This is a genomic window from Pseudomonas sp. AO-1 (assembly GCF_019775695.1).
Lineage (GTDB): Bacteria > Pseudomonadota > Gammaproteobacteria > Pseudomonadales > Pseudomonadaceae > Aquipseudomonas > Aquipseudomonas parakoreensis.
Genome location: NZ_CP079947.1, coordinates 5,182,837 through 5,198,292, shown reverse-complemented (window position 1 = coordinate 5,198,292; position 15,456 = coordinate 5,182,837). Strand labels below are relative to the sequence as shown.

15 protein-coding genes are annotated in these 15,456 nt (G+C 60.7%); 4 read left to right on the top strand and 11 right to left on the bottom strand.

Annotated features, from left to right (window positions below; genetic code table 11):
* Window positions 1–48 precede the first annotated feature (48 nt).
* Window positions 49–1,110 carry a DNA polymerase IV gene (dinB, locus tag KVQ82_RS23650; RefSeq protein ID WP_222016162.1) on the top strand — a complete coding sequence of 354 codons (1,062 nt, stop codon included), beginning with the start codon at window positions 49–51 and terminating at the stop codon, window positions 1,108–1,110.
* A gap of 85 nt (window positions 1,111–1,195) precedes the next feature.
* On the opposite strand, the gene KVQ82_RS23645 is transcribed toward dinB, so the two are convergent.
* From KVQ82_RS23645 to KVQ82_RS23630, 4 genes are all read right to left on the bottom strand, one after another.
* Window positions 1,196–2,149, bottom strand: a complete 954-nt coding sequence (locus tag KVQ82_RS23645) for a hypothetical protein (RefSeq protein WP_027614341.1) — start codon at window positions 2,147–2,149, stop codon at window positions 1,196–1,198.
* A gap of 17 nt (window positions 2,150–2,166) precedes the next feature.
* On the bottom strand, window positions 2,167–3,882 hold the full coding sequence (locus tag KVQ82_RS23640; RefSeq protein WP_041070725.1) for a proline--tRNA ligase: 1,716 nt from the start codon (window positions 3,880–3,882) through the stop codon (window positions 2,167–2,169).
* A 129-nt stretch (window positions 3,883–4,011) separates the two neighbouring features.
* Entirely contained in the window at window positions 4,012–5,571 is a 1,560-nt protein-coding gene (locus KVQ82_RS23635; RefSeq protein WP_222016160.1) for an AmpG family muropeptide MFS transporter, read from the bottom strand.
* A 43-nt stretch (window positions 5,572–5,614) separates the two neighbouring features.
* Entirely contained in the window at window positions 5,615–5,968 is a 354-nt protein-coding gene (locus KVQ82_RS23630) for an MGMT family protein (RefSeq protein WP_145597769.1), read from the bottom strand.
* Window positions 5,969–6,134: 166 nt separating this feature from the next.
* Between KVQ82_RS23630 and KVQ82_RS23625 the strand changes: the two genes are divergently transcribed.
* Complete coding sequence (locus KVQ82_RS23625; RefSeq protein WP_198759682.1) at window positions 6,135–7,142, top strand: DUF481 domain-containing protein; 1,008 nt, start codon at window positions 6,135–6,137, stop codon at window positions 7,140–7,142.
* A 163-nt stretch (window positions 7,143–7,305) separates the two neighbouring features.
* Here the strand turns inward: KVQ82_RS23625 and KVQ82_RS23620 are convergent, their stop codons facing one another.
* Window positions 7,306–7,515 carry a cold-shock protein gene (locus tag KVQ82_RS23620; RefSeq protein WP_002554837.1) on the bottom strand — a complete coding sequence of 70 codons (210 nt, stop codon included), beginning with the start codon at window positions 7,513–7,515 and terminating at the stop codon, window positions 7,306–7,308.
* A 353-nt stretch (window positions 7,516–7,868) separates the two neighbouring features.
* Between KVQ82_RS23620 and dcd the strand changes: the two genes are divergently transcribed.
* Window positions 7,869–8,435, top strand: coding sequence for a dCTP deaminase (gene dcd, locus KVQ82_RS23615; protein ID WP_003222308.1), 567 nt, complete (start codon window positions 7,869–7,871; stop codon window positions 8,433–8,435).
* A 102-nt stretch (window positions 8,436–8,537) separates the two neighbouring features.
* Window positions 8,538–8,747, top strand: a complete 210-nt coding sequence (locus tag KVQ82_RS23610) for a hypothetical protein (protein WP_047292047.1) — start codon at window positions 8,538–8,540, stop codon at window positions 8,745–8,747.
* Between the two features lie 45 nt (window positions 8,748–8,792).
* Here KVQ82_RS23610 and pdeM read toward each other — a convergent pair whose 3' ends face one another.
* From pdeM to KVQ82_RS23580, 6 genes are all read right to left on the bottom strand, one after another.
* Complete coding sequence (gene pdeM, locus KVQ82_RS23605; RefSeq protein WP_222016157.1) at window positions 8,793–9,449, bottom strand: ligase-associated DNA damage response endonuclease PdeM; 657 nt, start codon at window positions 9,447–9,449, stop codon at window positions 8,793–8,795.
* Complete coding sequence (locus KVQ82_RS23600; RefSeq protein ID WP_222016156.1) at window positions 9,446–11,935, bottom strand: ligase-associated DNA damage response DEXH box helicase; 2,490 nt, start codon at window positions 11,933–11,935, stop codon at window positions 9,446–9,448. The genes pdeM and KVQ82_RS23600 overlap by 4 nt, the downstream gene beginning before the upstream one ends.
* A 170-nt stretch (window positions 11,936–12,105) precedes the next feature.
* Window positions 12,106–12,870, bottom strand: coding sequence for an ABC transporter ATP-binding protein (locus KVQ82_RS23595; RefSeq protein WP_123586990.1), 765 nt, complete (start codon window positions 12,868–12,870; stop codon window positions 12,106–12,108).
* Between the two features lie 13 nt (window positions 12,871–12,883).
* Window positions 12,884–14,002 (bottom strand): succinylglutamate desuccinylase/aspartoacylase family protein, encoded by a 1,119-nt coding sequence (locus tag KVQ82_RS23590; protein WP_222016154.1) that lies wholly within the window; start codon window positions 14,000–14,002, stop codon window positions 12,884–12,886.
* An 11-nt stretch (window positions 14,003–14,013) separates the two neighbouring features.
* Complete coding sequence (locus KVQ82_RS23585; RefSeq protein WP_041070638.1) at window positions 14,014–14,724, bottom strand: ABC transporter permease; 711 nt, start codon at window positions 14,722–14,724, stop codon at window positions 14,014–14,016.
* Entirely contained in the window at window positions 14,721–15,449 is a 729-nt protein-coding gene (locus KVQ82_RS23580) for an ABC transporter permease (protein ID WP_003222319.1), read from the bottom strand. Before KVQ82_RS23580 ends, KVQ82_RS23585 begins: the two co-directional genes overlap by 4 nt.
* Window positions 15,450–15,456 lie beyond the last annotated feature (7 nt).

Here is a 15,456-nt window from a genome sequence, read left to right as displayed (position 1 = left end):
TGTCAGTGAGATACTGCGTTTCCGGCTCACCATGTTGCTTTTTCTGTCATGACCCAGCGAAAAATCATCCACGTCGACTGCGACTGTTTCTACGCCGCCATCGAGATGCGCGACGACCCGAACCTGGCCGGCAAACCGCTGGCGGTGGGCGGGTCGGCGGATCGGCGTGGGGTGATCGCCACCTGCAACTATGAAGCGCGGGCGTACGGCGTGCGTTCGGCAATGTCGTCCGGGCATGCCTTGAAGCTGTGCCCCGACCTGACCATCGTCAAGCCACGCATGGATGCCTATCGCGAAGCCTCGAAGGAAATCCACACGATCTTTCGCGATTACACCGACCTGATCGAACCGCTGTCGCTGGACGAAGCCTATCTCGACGTCTCCGACAGCGCGCATTTTGGCGGCAGCGCCACGCGTATCGCTCAGGATATTCGCCGGCGCGTTTCCAATCAGTTGCACATCACCGTGTCTGCGGGTGTGGCGCCGAACAAGTTTCTGGCCAAGATCGCCAGTGACTGGAAGAAGCCCAACGGGCTGTTCGTCATTACTCCGGATCAGGTGGAAGATTTCGTCAGCGGTTTGCCGGTGAGCAAGTTGCACGGCGTCGGCAAAGTCACCGCGGACAAACTGGGCAAGTTCGGCATCGTCGATTGCCTGCAATTGCGCGAGTGGGACAAGTTGGCGCTGGTGCGCGAATTCGGCAGTTTCGGTGAGCGACTCTGGAGTCTGGCCCGTGGGATTGATGACCGGCTGGTGCATAACGACAGTCGCCGTCAGTCAATCAGCGTGGAAAACACCTACGACGTCGATCTGCCGGATCTGCGCAGTTGCCTCGACAAGCTGCCGGAGCTGCTGGACACCCTGAAAACCCGCATGGAACGGATCGACAGCAGTTATCGGCCGGGCAAGCCGTTCGTCAAAGTGAAGTTTCATGACTTTACCCAGACCACATTGGAGCAGGCCGGGGCAGGGCGCGATCTGGGCAGTTATCAGTTGATGCTGACGCAGGCATTCAATCGTGGCGGGAAACCGGTGCGGTTGTTGGGGGTGGGGGTCCGGCTGGAGGATTTGCGCGGCGGGTTTGAGCAGATGGAGTTGTTTGAGCGTTAAAAGTCAAAAGATCGCAGCCTGCGGCAGCTCCTACATTGGAATGCGTTCCCTGTAGGAGCAGCCGCAGGCTGCGATCTTTTAAGGCTTAATTCGGTCCTGGATCAGCCACCAGGCGCCCGGCATCCTTGGTCAGCGACTTGAGAAACTCGGCCTGCAACTCAGGATCGTTACGCGTCAGCTCGATCAGACTTTGCTCCAGTTCGCTGGCTTCTTCTTCCAGGCCCAGCTCCGACAGGCGCTTGACTCGGTGGACCCACTGGCTCACTTCGTCGTCTTCCAGATCGTCGTAAATCAACCCGTGGGCTTCGAGCAACTTGCTGCGCAAATGACTGCTGATCGCCAGGGACGAATCGCTGTGCACGTCATCCTTGCCGTCTTCGACGCTGATCTGCAGTTTGCCGATGTGATTCAGGTCATTTTCGGCGAACGGACTGTCCAGCAGGTTCAGGCGCAGCACGCCGTTGCGGTCAGTGGTCATGTCGAAGGTCTGCTTGCCGGCCTTGACCTGCACCGGGCGTTCGCTCCACGGCAGGCTCGAATATTCCGTGCGCTTGTCGCGCTGGACTTCATCGATACCGGCCAGGTTCTGTTGTGCACGACCGTGAGACTGCACGTTCATGAACGGGTTGACCCCGGCAATGCCGTAGTTCAGCCAGTCCTTGGTCACGCTGTCCGGCAGATTGCCCAAAGCGAACACGTTGACCACATTGGCACCGATACCAGCGACCACCGCCACTGCACCCAACGGAATCTCATAGATTTCGCGCCAGGGCTGGTAAGGCGTGTAGCGGTCGTAACGGCGTGTGACTTCGAACTCGGTGACTTCGAAGGTCTTCTGTTCGTTGATCTTCACACGTCGTTGCGGCAGCTCGAGCACCTTAGGCTCACCGACATCGATCTGCAGGCTGTGGTCGAGCAGTTTGCGCTCGACCCGCTCTTCGTGCTCGCTGCGCTGTGACATCTGATTGGCGCAGCCGCTGACCAGCAGGGCGCCGCACAAGGCGGCGCCACCGAGGCCCAAGGTGTTTCGCTTGAACATGAGGTCTCTATCTGGATTCAGCGGCGGATACGGGCCTGAAGGAAGGACAGCACATCGGCGACCGGCAGCGCTTGCGCTTCGGCCTCGGTGCGGCTCTTGTATTCCAGGTTGCCTTCGGCGAGGCCGCGGTCACTGACCACGATCCGGTGAGGAATGCCGATCAGCTCCATGTCCGCGAACTTGATGCCCGGGCTGGTTTTCTTGTCGCGATCGTCCAGCAGCACTTCGAAACCGGCCGCCGTCAGTTCTGCGTACAGCTTGTCAGTGGCTTCGCGCACCTGCTCGGTTTCATAGCGCAGCGGTACCAGGGCGATCTGGAACGGCGCCAGGGTGTCGCTCCAGATGATGCCTTTGTCGTCGTTGTTCTGCTCGATGGCGGCAGCGACCACGCGGGATACGCCGATACCGTAGCAACCCATCTCCAGCGTGACCGGCTTGCCGTTCTCGCCCAGCACTTCGCACTTCATCGCCTTGCTGTACTTGTTGCCCAGCTGGAAGATGTGCCCGACTTCGATGCCGCGCTTGATTTCCAGCGTGCCTTTGCCGTCCGGGCTTGGGTCACCGGCGACGACGTTACGCAGGTCGGCAACGGTTGGAACCGGCAGATCGCGCTCCCAGTTCACGCCGAAGTAGTGCTTGTCGTCGATGTTCGCGCCGATGCCGAAGTCGCTCATCAGTTCGACCGAGCGATCGATGATGATCGGCAGTGGCAGGTTCAGCGGGCCGAGGGAACCGGCGCCGGCGCCAATGGCGTCACGCAGTTCGGCATCGGAAGCCATGACCAGCGGGCTGGCAACGCCTGGCTGGTTGGCAGCCTTGATTTCGTTGAGCTCGTGGTCGCCACGGATGATCAGCGCAATCAGCTTGCCTGGCTCTTCGGCGTGGACGATCAGGGTCTTGATGGTCTTTTCAATCGGCAGATTGAATTTTTCCACCAGCGCGGCAATGGTCTTGGTGTCCGGGGTGTCGACCAGGCGCAGCTCTTCGGCCGGTGCCGGACGCGAGGTTTCGCGTGGCACGGCTTCAGCTTTCTCGATGTTCGCCGCGTAGTCGGAGCCGTTGCTGAAGACGATGTCGTCTTCGCCGGACTCGGCCAGTACGTGGAACTCGTGGGAGCCAGCGCCACCGATCGAACCGTTGTCGGCCTCAACCGGACGGAATTTCAGGCCCAGGCGGGTGAACACGTTGCAATACGCCTGATGCATGCGGTCGTAGGTGACCTGCAGCGAAGCCTGATCGGCGTGGAACGAGTAGGCGTCCTTCATGATGAATTCACGGCCACGCATCAAGCCGAAGCGTGGGCGGATTTCGTCACGGAATTTGGTCTGGATCTGGTACAGGTTGATCGGCAGCTGCTTGTAGCTGCTCAACTCGTTGCGCATCAGATCGGTGATCACTTCTTCGTGGGTAGGGCCCGCGCAGAAGTCGCGACCGTGGCGGTCTTTGATGCGCAGCAGCTCAGGGCCGTATTCTTCCCAGCGCCCCGATTCCTGCCACAGCTCGGCCGGTTGGGTGCTCGGCATCAACACTTCAAGAGAACCGGCAGCGTTCATTTCTTCGCGAACGATGGCTTCAACCTTGCGCATTACCCGCAAGCCCATCGGCAGCCAGGTGTACAGGCCCGAAGCGAGTTTGCGGATCATGCCGGCGCGCAGCATCAGCTGGTGGCTGACGACGACCGCATCGGAAGGCGTTTCTTTCTGTGTGGCGAGCAAAAATTGACTGGTGCGCATGGTTGGCCGTTGTCGGTTGCTATGACTGGAAATGACTGAGCAGTGTACCGGCGAGATTTGCCGACGTACAGGATTGCGCTTGGCGGTGAGGCTCGACGGCGGGAATCCTCCCACCGTATCTGAAATGTCCTACGACTCTTCGACGACGGAGGTCGGTGCAGGCTCGGGCGTTGGCGTCGGGCCCGCGCGGCGATTTTCCTGGAACCAGTGCAGGGCAATCAACACCAGCGTCGGCACACCGAGCAGCGCGGTGATCATGAAGAAGTTGTGGTAGCCGAACTTCTCGACCATGACACCGGAGTAACCGCCCATCAGGCGCGGTAGCAACAGCATGATCGAACTGAGCAGGGCGTACTGGGTCGCCGAGAACTTGAGGTTGGTCAGGCTCGACAGGTAGGCGACGAACGCCGAGGTGGCGAGCCCGGAACTGAAATTGTCGAGGGAGATGGTCACTACCAGCATCTGCAGGTTCGGCCCCATGTCGGCCAGCATCACAAACAACAGGTTGGTCGCCGCCGAAGCCGCGCCACCGATGAACAGGATCGGCAGGATGCCGAAACGCACGATCAGCAGGCCGCCCATGCCGGCGCCGACCAGGGTCATGATCAGGCCAAAGATCTTGCTCACGCTGGCGATCTGATCCTTGGTGAAGCCTTGGTCGATGTAGAACACGTTGGCCATCACGCCCATTACCGTGTCGGACATCCGATACGTGGCGATCAGTCCGAGCAGCAGCAACGCCTGCCAGCGGTAACGCAGGATGAAGTCGTTGACCGGCGTCAGTACTGGCGCCAGGCCGCGACGGCCCATGGTTGACAGGCACAGGCCGGTGAGCAGGGTATAGAGGATGGCACGCAGGAAGGCGCGATCTTCGAGCAGCAGGTCGAGCGGACTCATGCTGCCGAACAGCACACTAGCAAAATCGGTGTTGTAGAGCTGGGTGAACATCGCCGGAACCGACACCAGCAACACGATCAGCACGAATACCGAGGCCAGTTGATGCGCGAAGCTATAGCGGCCGGCCTGCAACTGCGTGCGCAATGGCACGGGCGGTTCGCGCATCAGCAGCGAGGTCAACAGGGCAGGGACCATCAACACCCCGAACAGGGCGTAGGTGCCGGTCCAGGCTGAATGTTGGTAGTTGAAGCCGGTGGACCCGAAACCTTCGGCGAAGAACAGCGCGCCTGCCGTGGCCAGCAGGGCGGCGACGCGATAGCCGGACATGTAACTGGCGGCCAGTGCGGCCTGACGGCTGTCGTCGGCGATTTCCAGGCGATAGGCGTCGACCGCGATATCCTGGGTGGCGGAGGCAAAGGCGACGATGACGGCAATGGCGATCAGCCAGGACAGGTGTTTCTGCGGATCACAGAAGCCCATGCCAATCAGACCCAGAATCACTAACGACTGCGAGAGCACCAGCCACGAACGGCGGCGGCCCAGCTTGCCCAATAAAGGCAGGCGCCATTGGTCGAGCAGCGGTGACCAGACCCATTTGAAGGCGTAGGCCAGGCCGATCAGGCTGGCGTAGCCGATGGTTTCACGGGCAACGCCGGCTTCACGCAGCCACACGGACAGCGTCGAAAACACCAGCATGTACGGCAGGCCGGCAGCAAAACCGAGCAACAACAGCACGAGCGTCGAAGGACTGGCATAGGCGGCTAGCGCGGCGCGCCAGGTTTTACGGGGCATGGGCTGAAGTCTGCCTCAAGATTGCGAAAACAAAGCGCGCACTCTAACCGCTGTGCTCTATCGGACGCCAGCCATGGCGCTGAATATCCACACGATTGTTCAGGATGGTGACGCCTTCAGAACGTAATCGTGCCCGTTGTTCGTCCCCCGAGGGGCTGCCCAGCGGCAGGCTGATCCGACCGCCGGCACCCAATACCCGGTGCCACGGCAGTCTGGTATCGCCGGGTAGTTGGCTGAGGGTCCGGCCGACCCAGCGGGCGGCGCGCCCCAGACCCGCGAGTTCGGCCAGCTGACCATAGCTGACCACTTTGCCTTCAGGTACTTGGGCAAGGGTGGAATAAAGCGCCGTGCGTCGGATTTGCGCTTCGCTTTCATCGGGAGGGTTCGGCTCTTTCACCGGTGCGGTTCCTGAACATCGGTCGTGTGGATGGGCTTAAGCGTAATCGCTTGTCGGCCAGATGAGAAATGAACTCAATGGAAATCGTCCGGTCAGTCCTTGTCAGGGTCTTATTCCTACGGATAATGCCGACCTTTTTTCGCAAACTTGAGCCCTTGAACTGCTTATGCTGTCCAGAACCCTGCTGTGCCTTGCTGTTTTCAGTGCGTCTACGCCCCTGCTTGCCGACACCGTCTGGTTGAAGAACGGTGACAAATTGAGCGGCAAGATTTCCGTTTTCGATGGCGGCAAATTGCTGATTCAGACCCAGTATGCGGGTGCGGTCACCATTGACTGGAAAGAGGTCAAGACTCTGCAGAGCGATCAGGAACTGCTGGTCAAACAGGACGCCTACAACGGTGAAAAGGCCAAGTCGCTGACCGCCGCCGATGATGGCAAGGTCACTCTGGCCAACGGCGAGGCGCCGAAAACCGTCGAGCTGGCGAGTATCCAGCAGATTCTCAAACCGAAACCGGTGGTCGAAGATCTGGTGTGGAAAGGCAATATCGGCCTGGCGATGGACTATCAGCGGGCGGAAAAGGACACCGACGATTACGACATCGACTTCAAGACCACCGCACGTCATGGTCGCTGGCGGCACACTGCCGAGGGCGAATACAACCGCGAAGTGCAGGACGACGCAGTCACCACCAATAACTGGCGCGCTGAATACGCGCTCGACCGTTTCCTCACCGACAAGTGGTTCTGGCAGGGGCGCCTGAACTACAAGCGTGATTACGTTGAAGAGCTGTCACGTCAGCGCGTGGTCGGTACCGGTCCGGGCTACCAGTTCTGGGACGACGAGCTGGGGGCGTTCTCGCTCGGCTCGCTGCTCAACCGCACCGATTACGAGTACAGCGATGGCGGCAAGGACAATTTCTATTCGGTCGCCATGAAGTGGGATTACAACCGCTACCTGATCGGCAAGAAAGTCGAGTTCTTCACCAACGGCGAACTGGGCAAGCCGCTGTCGGACGTGGCCAACTACGCGCTGGATGCCGAGATGGGCCTGCGTTACAAGGTCACTGACTGGGCGTCGCTCAATCTCAAGGCCGAGCGCGACATCATCAGTGGTACCAAGGACGCGGATTTGAACAAGACCCGCTACACCGCAGGGTTTGGCGTGGCCTGGTAAGGCACAAGCAAAAGATCGCAGCCTGCGGCAGCGCCTACAGGGGAATGGTATTTATCCTATAGGCGCTGCCGCAGGCTGCGATCTTTTTTTGCGTCTGGAAAACAGACACCCACAAAAAAGCCCCGCTTTTGAGGGCGGGGCTCTTTTCTAAAGAAGCTACAAGTTAGATAACTTGTACTTCTTCAGCTTGCATGCCTTTCTGACCGCGGGTAGCGATGAAAGAAACCTGTTGGCCTTCTTTCAGGCTTTTGAAGCCGTCGGATTGGATAGCTTTGAAGTGAACGAACAGGTCGTCACCGGATTGTGGAGTGATGAAGCCGAAGCCTTTTTCATCGTTGAACCACTTAACGGTACCGGTTTGGCGATTAGACATGGTGTAACTCCTTGAACAAAGATAACTGCGACTCAGGAAGAACCCTGGCCGAGACTGAGTGCAAAGAGCAGGAAAAATTCTTGTAGATGGTTGGATCGAAATTCAACATATCGTGTAGAGATTCTCAGTGACACAAGCAGCACAGTGGCGCCACCTTAACCCTTTTTCCGGAACGTGCCAATGCTTCTTGCGAAGGTTTCTCTGTTTTAAGGATCGGCGGTGTGACGCTTCGTCGCCAGGGCGCGTATTTCCAGCGTGTTCGCCGAGAATTGCAGCGCACACTTTGAACCCGGCGGCGCGCCCGGTAAGATGCCGGACAGATTTTTTCCACCTCGCTATTCAGGACACCCGCCATGAGCATCAAATCGGACAAGTGGATTCGCCGCATGGCGCAGGAACACGGCATGATCGAGCCTTTCGTCGAGCGCCAGGTGCGCGGCAGCGACGACAGCCGTGTGATCTCCTACGGTGTGTCGAGCTACGGCTACGATGTGCGCTGCACCAATCATTTCAAGGTGTTCACCAACATCAACTCGGCGATCGTCGACCCGAAAAACTTCGACGCCGGCAGCTTTGTCGACATTCACAGCGATGTCTGCATCATTCCGCCGAACTCCTTCGCCCTGGCCAGCACCGTCGAATACTTCCGCATTCCGCGCAACGTATTGACCATCTGCCTGGGTAAAAGCACCTATGCGCGTTGCGGCATCATCGTCAACGTCACCCCGCTCGAGCCTGAGTGGGAAGGTCATGTGACCCTGGAGTTTTCCAACACCACCAACCTGCCGGCGAAGATTTACGCCAACGAAGGCGTGGCGCAAATGCTGTTCCTCGAATCCGACGAACAATGCGAAGTTTCCTATAAGGATCGCGGCGGCAAGTATCAAGGCCAGCGTGGCGTGACCCTGCCGCGTACCTGATCCGTCCGGCAGTTCGCGGGAATTCTTTGGCGGGCAGACACTCTATGGGGTGTACTGCCCGTTTTTGCTTCTGGCAAAACGGGCCTTCGCCGAGGAGGTTGCATGAAGATCGATCCGCATATCACCGCCGAACTGGCAAGGCTTGAGCCCAATCAGGTTGGCGTTTTGGCCTGGTCATTGTTGGCACACCCGGCTTTCCATATGGCTGGCGGCATTCCCGGTCAGCCTGATCCCGATACGCCCAACGAACAACCGACCGAACCGGGCGAGCCGACGCTGCCGGACGAGCCGCCACCCGCGCCAGTGGCTTGAGCCGCTGCCCGATAATGGCCAGTTGGCCGAGGTGTGCCCTATACCTCAGCTGACCGGCCATATTTCGTTGTCGCCGACGACGAAAATCCTGCAGGTGTCATCCTTCTCCACCGCAACGCCGCCGGTAAACGCGCCAAACGCTGGCAGCAGGCTCAAACCCTCGCCCAGCCGGAAACACGCCAGACGCAAACGCTGCCGCCCTTTGCCGTTAAGCCGATAGACGGGATGCACGTGCCCGGCCAGCACATGCCGTTCCGGGTGCGGGTCGGGTTCATGTTGCAAGGCAAACGGTCCGAGCAGCATCGGTTCCGGAACCACGCGAATATTCAGTGCCGCCGGCGGGTCCCCGGCGCGCTTGTCGTGGTTGCCGCGAATCAGTGTCATCGGCAGATCCGCGTGACGTGCGCGCCATTCGGCCAAGGCATTGAGCGTGCCCGCCGCATGCGAACCGGGACCGTGCAGAAAGTCACCGAGGAAAATCAGCTGCCGGCAGGGCAGCCTCGCCAGCAAGCGGTCGAGCACTTCGATGTTCGCCGTCGTGGTGCCCTGTGGCACCGGCTGGCCGAGGCTGCGATAGGCCGCGGCCTTGCCGAAATGCACATCGGCGATCAGCAGTGCTTGCTGCGCCGGCCAGTACAGGGCCTTTTCCGGCAGCAGCCAGAGTTCTTCACCGGCCAGGCGCACTGGATACGCTGCGCTCATGAGGCTTGACCCTTGTCGGCGGATTTCTCCAGATCGCCGACCATGCGCCGGATGCGGTCAGCGAGTTTTTCCGAACTCATGCTTTCGCGCATCCGCTCCACCAGTAACGGAAAGCCTAGCGGTGTAGGACGTTTGATCAGGTGCATGTCCAGTTTCATCCGGTTGATCCGCTCCAATGTCTGTTCCAGTCGACGAATATCCAGCTCTTCACGCAGGACTTCTTCCCCGGCCTGGGCCAGCAGCAGGTTGTCGGCGTCGTATTGCTTGAACACCTCGAAGAACAATCCGCTGGAGGCCTGCACCTGACGGGTACTTTTCGGTGCGCCGGGATAGCCGGCGAACACCAGCCCGGCGATCCGCGCAATTTCGCGAAAGCGCCGCAGCGCCAGCTCCCCGGCATTCAGGCTGGCGAGCACGTCGCGCAGCAGATGCTCGGGGCTGAGCAGCGCTGCATCGAATTGCCCGGACCAATCGACCGGTGTGGCGCTGAGCAACTCCAGCCCGTAATCATTGACCGCAATCGAGAACGTCAGCGGCTGACGCTGGCTCATGCGCCATGCCAGCAGGCTGGCGAGCCCCAAATGCACCTGGCGCCCGGCAAACGGGTAGAGGAAAAGGTGCCAGCCTTCGCGGGATTTCAGCACCTCCGCCAACAGACTGTCGGAAGTGGGCAGACCCGACCAGCGCGCCTGGGTCTGCAGCAACGGTTGCAGCGCGTGCATTTCCGGGCCGGCGAACTCACCGCGCGCGGCCGCTGTGAAGCGACTGACCACGGCGGCGGCCAATTCGTTGGAAAGCGGCATCCGCCCGCCATTCCAGCGCGGCACGGCGGCTTTCTTTGCGGTGCTGCGTTTGACGTACGCGGTCATGTTTTCCACCCGCACCAACTCCAGCAAACGCCCGGCGAACAGAAAGCCGTCACCCGGTTTCAGCCGCGCGATAAACCCTTCCTCGACGCTGCCCAATTGCTTGCCGCCGCCACCCTTGCTCCAGAATTTCAGATTAATGCTCGCGTCGCTGACGATGGTGCCGATGCTCATGCGATGACGGCGGGCGAGCCGTGCATCGGGGACGCGCCAGACGCCGTTTTCGTCCGGTTCGACCCGGCGGTAATCCGGATAGGCCGTCAGAGAAAGCCCGCCGTGACGTACGAACGCCAGCGCCCAGGCCCAGTTCGCCAGCGTTAGGTCTCGATAAGCCCAGGCACCACGGACTTCTTCGTACAGCTCCTCGGGAATAAAGCCACCACCCAGCGCCATGCTGACCAGATGCTGCACCAGCACATCCAGCGGTTGGTGCGGCGACAGGCGCGGTTCAATGTGGCGTTGCGCCACGGCATCACGTGCGGCGACGGCTTCGATCAGCTCCAGGCTGTGGGTCGGCACCAGCGTCACTCGCGAGGTGCGCCCCGGCGCGTGACCGGAGCGCCCTGCACGCTGCATCAGCCGCGCCACGCCCTTGGCCGAGCCGATTTGCAGCACCCGTTCCACCGGTAAAAAATCCACGCCCAGATCCAGGCTTGACGTACAGACCACGGCTTTCAACTGCCCGTCCTTCAACGCTTGCTCGACCCAGTCGCGGGTCTCGCGAGACAGTGAACTGTGGTGCAGCGCGATCAGTCCGGCCCAGTCCGGCCGCGCTTCGAGCAACGCCTGATACCAGATTTCCGACTGCGCGCGGGTGTTGGTGAACACCAGGCTGCTGGCGCAGGCGTCGAGTTCGGCGACAACCTGCGGCAGCATCTTCAGACCAATGTGCCCGGCCCACGGAAAACGTTCGATGGCGGGCGGGATCAAGGTGTCGACCTTGAGTGATTTTTCGCTCTGGCCCTGCACGCTGATCCCGCCGCCCTGTGGGATCAGCACCTGTTCGGCGTGGGCTTGATTACCGAGGGTCGCGGACACGCCCCAGACGATCAGCTCCGGTTGCCAGTGGCGCAGGCGGGCGAGGGCCAGTTGCAGCTGTACGCCGCGTTTGTTGCCGAGCAATTCGTGCCATTCATCGACGACGATCATGCGCAGGCTCGACAGTGCGGTTTGTGCGTCGGCGCGGGCGAGCAGCAGGGTCAGGCTTTCCGGGGTGGTGATCAGCGTGGTCGGCAGGCGTCGGCCCTGACGTGCGCGTTCAGCGCTGCTGGTGTCGCCGGTGCGCAGACCGATGCTCCACGGAATCTGCAAATCGCTGACCGGCGCTTGCAGGGCACGCGCGGTGTCGGCAGCGAGGGCGCGCATCGGCGTGATCCACAACACGGTCAGCGGTTCGCTCTGGGGTTTGCGTTTGCTGGTCGTGGCTGCGGGCGCGGCTGACCGGGCGAAGCGGTTGAGCGCGGCGAACCACACCGCATAGGTTTTACCGGCGCCGGTGCTGGCGTGGAGCAACCCGGACTGACCTTTTTTAACGGCGGCCCACACCTGCTTTTGAAAGGCGAACGGCTTCCAGTTGCGTGCGTTGAACCAGGTTTTTGCGAGGTCGGTGGATTTCGCCATGCCGGTTGTGCGCGCTCTGGAAGTGTTCTTCCAGTGACCACGCCGACATACGAAAGGTTTAAAAACACCGCAATCTCAATGTAGGAGCTGCCGCAGGCTGCGATCTTTTGATCTTGAAAGGCAAATCAAAAGATCGCAGCCTGCGGCAGCTCCTACATTGGAGATTCGGGTTACTTGAGGTTACCGCTCAGGAACTGCTTCAGCCGCTCGCTGCGCGGGTTGCCCAGCACGTCTTCCGGCGCGCCTTCTTCTTCCACCAGCCCTTGATGCAGGAACAATACCTGGCTGGAGACTTTGCGGGCGAAGCTCATTTCATGGGTCACCATGATCATCGTCCGGCCTTCCTCGGCCAGCCCCTGAATCACCCGCAGCACTTCGCCCACCAGCTCCGGGTCGAGTGCCGAGGTCGGTTCGTCGAACAGCATCACTTCCGGCTCCATCGCCAGCGCCCGGGCAATCGCCACCCGCTGTTGCTGGCCGCCGGAGAGAAACGCCGGGTATTGATCGGCGACGCGCGCCGGCAGGCCAACCTTGTCCAGGTAACGGCGGGCGCGGTCTTCCGCTTCCTGCTTGCTGCAACCCAGCACCCGGCGCGGGGCCATGGTGATGTTTTCCAGCACGGTCATGTGGCTCCACAGGTTGAAATGCTGGAACACCATGGCCAGTCGCGTGCGCAGGCGTTGCAGTTCATTCGGGTCGGCGACGTGCATGCCGTGGCGGTCGGTGACCATGCGGATCGCCTGGCCGTCGAGGCTCATGGCGCCATCGTTGGGTTGTTCGAGGAAGTTGATGCAGCGCAAAAAGGTGCTTTTGCCCGAGCCACTGGCGCCGATCAGGCTGATCACGTCGCCGGTTTTGGCCTTGAGCGAAACGCCTTTGAGTACCTGATGGTCGCCATAGCTTTTGTGCAGACCTTCAACCGTCAATTTGTACATGGGACAGACATCCTCAAGGCGAAAGTAGATAGCCGCTGCGATAGGCTTCGGCACCCGCCACGTGGGCGATCACCATGCCGGCAGTGGCCATGCGCCGCAGCGATCGGGCGTACATCACGCCGGCAGCGGTGCAGCAAATGGGGATAACCCGATCACTGATCGGGTCGATGATTTCGGCAATCTGTTGCCCGGCTTGCAGGTACTGGCCGGCTTGCGCGGTGTACACCAGCAGCCCGCCGACCGCTGTCGTGACCGGCTCGACACCGGCCAGCGGTGTTGCGGGGAAGGGCAAGGGCGGTTGCGGCCGGGTCTCGCCGACGATCGCATCGAACTGGATCAGGTAATCGATCAAGGCCTGGCAGTCACGACTGGCCATTGGGTGATTGACGTCACCCTGGCCGCGCAACTCCACGGTCACCGAAAAACTGCCCAGCGGAATCTCGAAGTGCTCGCCAAAGCGTTCCTGCAGTTGCCACCACAGCAGGGTGAAGCATTCGTCGAACGACTGGCCGCCGGAATCGGTGGCCAGCAGACTGGCCTGGGCTTCGATATAACGCGCCAGCGGCTCGACCTGCGGCCACGCCTCGGGCGTGGTGTAGAGGTGAACCACCGATTCGAAATCGCAATGCAGGTCCAGCACCATGTCGGCATCACACGCCAGCCGTTGCAGGGTCAGGCGCTGGGATTGCAGTTGTGTGGCGGGCGTCTGGCGGGCGAGGGCGTTGCGCAGGCTGGCGCGGATCAGCTCAAGATTGCGTTGCGGGTCGCCGCCCAGCTTGCCCTCGATGGCGTTGCCGATTTCTTCGCTGAGGTCGACGAACCAGCGATTGAAATTCTGCCCGCTCTCCAGTTCGTAGCGGCCCAGCGGCACGTCCATCAGCACTTGTTCAAGACCGACCGGATTGGCCACCGGCACCAGCACGATCTGGCTGCGCAGGCGCCCGGCAGCTTCCAGCTCCGCCAAGCGCTGCTTGAGGTGCCAGGCCACGAGCATGCCGGGCATTTCGTCGGCATGCAGCGAGGACTGGATGTAGATCTTGCCTTGGGCCTGCTCCGGGCCGAAGTGGAAGCTGTGGATCTGTCGTGCGGTCCCCGGCACCGGGGCCAACAGGTCATGGATCTGGTGTCGCATTACAGGTTTTCCTAGTGGGTCGGCCCGAGGAATGCCAGCCATCGGCGTTCGGCGAGGCGGAACAGGCCGACCAGCGCGAAAGTGATGGTCAGGTAGATCAGCGCGGCGATGCCGAACGACTGAAAGGTCAGGTAGGTCGCCGAGTTGGCGTCCCGTGCCACTTTCAGGATGTCGGGGATGGTCGCGGTGAAGGCCACGGTGGTCGAGTGCAGCATCAGGATCACTTCGTTGCTGTAATACGGCAACGACCGGCGCAGCGCCGAGGGCATGATCACGTAGGCATACAGCTTCCAGCCGGTCAGACCGTAGGCCTTGGCCGCTTCGACTTCACCGTGGTTCATGCTGCGGATCGCCCCGGCAAAAATCTCCGTGGTGTAAGCGCAGGTGTTCAGGGCGAACGCGAGGATCGTGCAGTTCATCGCATCGCGAAAGAAACTGTCGAGCAACGGTTGCGCGCGCACGGCGGCCAGGCTGTAGATCCCGGTGTAGCAGATCAGCAACTGGATGTAGAGCGGCGTGCCACGGAACAGGTAGGTGTAAAACTGCACCGGCCAGCGCACATAGAAGTGCGACGAGACCCGGGCAATCGACAGCGGTATCGACACCAGGAACCCGATGAAGATCGAGGCGCTGAGCAGCCACATGGTCATCGCCAGCCCGGTGATGTTGGTGCCGTCGGTATAAAGGAAGGGTTTCCAGTATTCCTGCAGGAGTTCGATCATCGTACGGCCTCCCGGGCACCGGCGGCGTAGCGACGCTCGAGCCAGCGCAGGATGACGTTGGATGCACTGGTGATCAGCAGATAGATCAAGGCGGCGAGTACCAGGAAGTAGAACAGTTGATAGGTGCTTTTACCGGCGTCCTGCGCGGCTTTGACCAGATCCGCCAGACCGATGATCGACACCAGCGCGGTGGCCTTGAGCATCACCATCCAGTTGTTGCCGATGCCCGGCAGGGCAAAACGCATCATTTGCGGGAACACCACGAAGCGAAAGCGTTGACCGCGTTTGAGGCCGTAGGCAGTGGCCGCTTCGACCTGACCGCGTGGTACGGCGAGGATCGCCCCACGGAAGGTTTCGGTGAAATACGCGCCATAAATGAAGCCCAGCGTGATCACCCCGGCGGTGAAGGAGTCGATTTCGATGTAGTCCCACTCCATGACGTCGGTCAGGGCGGTCAGCCAGGTTTGCAGGCTGTAGAAAATCAGCAGCATCAGCACCAGATCCGGCACGCCGCGAATCAGCGTGGTGTAGAGTTGGGCAGGCAGGCGCAGCAGTTTGGATTTCGACAGTTTGGCACTGGCGCCCAAGAGACCGAGCAACACGGCCACCAGCAGCGACAACGCCGACAATTTGATGGTCATCCAGGTGCCTTCCAACAGCAACGGACCGAAGCCCTTGAGGCTGAAGGCGGAGAGCCCCAGATTTTGTAAGAGGTTTTCGAACATAAATCAG

What these genes read in the sequence shown, in the direction of transcription:
- KVQ82_RS23610 (WP_047292047.1), top strand. Translation starts at nt 8,538, where the DNA reads ATGAAGATCGATCCGCATATCACCGCCGAACTGGCAAGGCTTGAGCCC.
- KVQ82_RS23580 (WP_003222319.1), bottom strand. Translation starts at nt 15,449, where the DNA reads ATGTTCGAAAACCTCTTACAAAATCTGGGGCTCTCCGCCTTCAGCCTC.
- KVQ82_RS23595 (WP_123586990.1), bottom strand. Translation starts at nt 12,870, where the DNA reads ATGTACAAATTGACGGTTGAAGGTCTGCACAAAAGCTATGGCGACCAT.
- KVQ82_RS23585 (WP_041070638.1), bottom strand. Translation starts at nt 14,724, where the DNA reads ATGATCGAACTCCTGCAGGAATACTGGAAACCCTTCCTTTATACCGAC.
- KVQ82_RS23625 (WP_198759682.1), top strand. Translation starts at nt 6,135, where the DNA reads ATGCTGTCCAGAACCCTGCTGTGCCTTGCTGTTTTCAGTGCGTCTACG.
- KVQ82_RS23600 (WP_222016156.1), bottom strand. Translation starts at nt 11,935, where the DNA reads ATGGCGAAATCCACCGACCTCGCAAAAACCTGGTTCAACGCACGCAAC.
- KVQ82_RS23590 (WP_222016154.1), bottom strand. Translation starts at nt 14,002, where the DNA reads ATGCGACACCAGATCCATGACCTGTTGGCCCCGGTGCCGGGGACCGCA.
- KVQ82_RS23645 (WP_027614341.1), bottom strand. Translation starts at nt 2,149, where the DNA reads ATGTTCAAGCGAAACACCTTGGGCCTCGGTGGCGCCGCCTTGTGCGGC.
- KVQ82_RS23640 (WP_041070725.1), bottom strand. Translation starts at nt 3,882, where the DNA reads ATGCGCACCAGTCAATTTTTGCTCGCCACACAGAAAGAAACGCCTTCC.
- pdeM (WP_222016157.1), bottom strand. Translation starts at nt 9,449, where the DNA reads ATGAGCGCAGCGTATCCAGTGCGCCTGGCCGGTGAAGAACTCTGGCTG.
- dinB (WP_222016162.1), top strand. Translation starts at nt 49, where the DNA reads ATGACCCAGCGAAAAATCATCCACGTCGACTGCGACTGTTTCTACGCC.
- dcd (WP_003222308.1), top strand. Translation starts at nt 7,869, where the DNA reads ATGAGCATCAAATCGGACAAGTGGATTCGCCGCATGGCGCAGGAACAC.
- KVQ82_RS23620 (WP_002554837.1), bottom strand. Translation starts at nt 7,515, where the DNA reads ATGTCTAATCGCCAAACCGGTACCGTTAAGTGGTTCAACGATGAAAAA.
- KVQ82_RS23635 (WP_222016160.1), bottom strand. Translation starts at nt 5,571, where the DNA reads ATGCCCCGTAAAACCTGGCGCGCCGCGCTAGCCGCCTATGCCAGTCCT.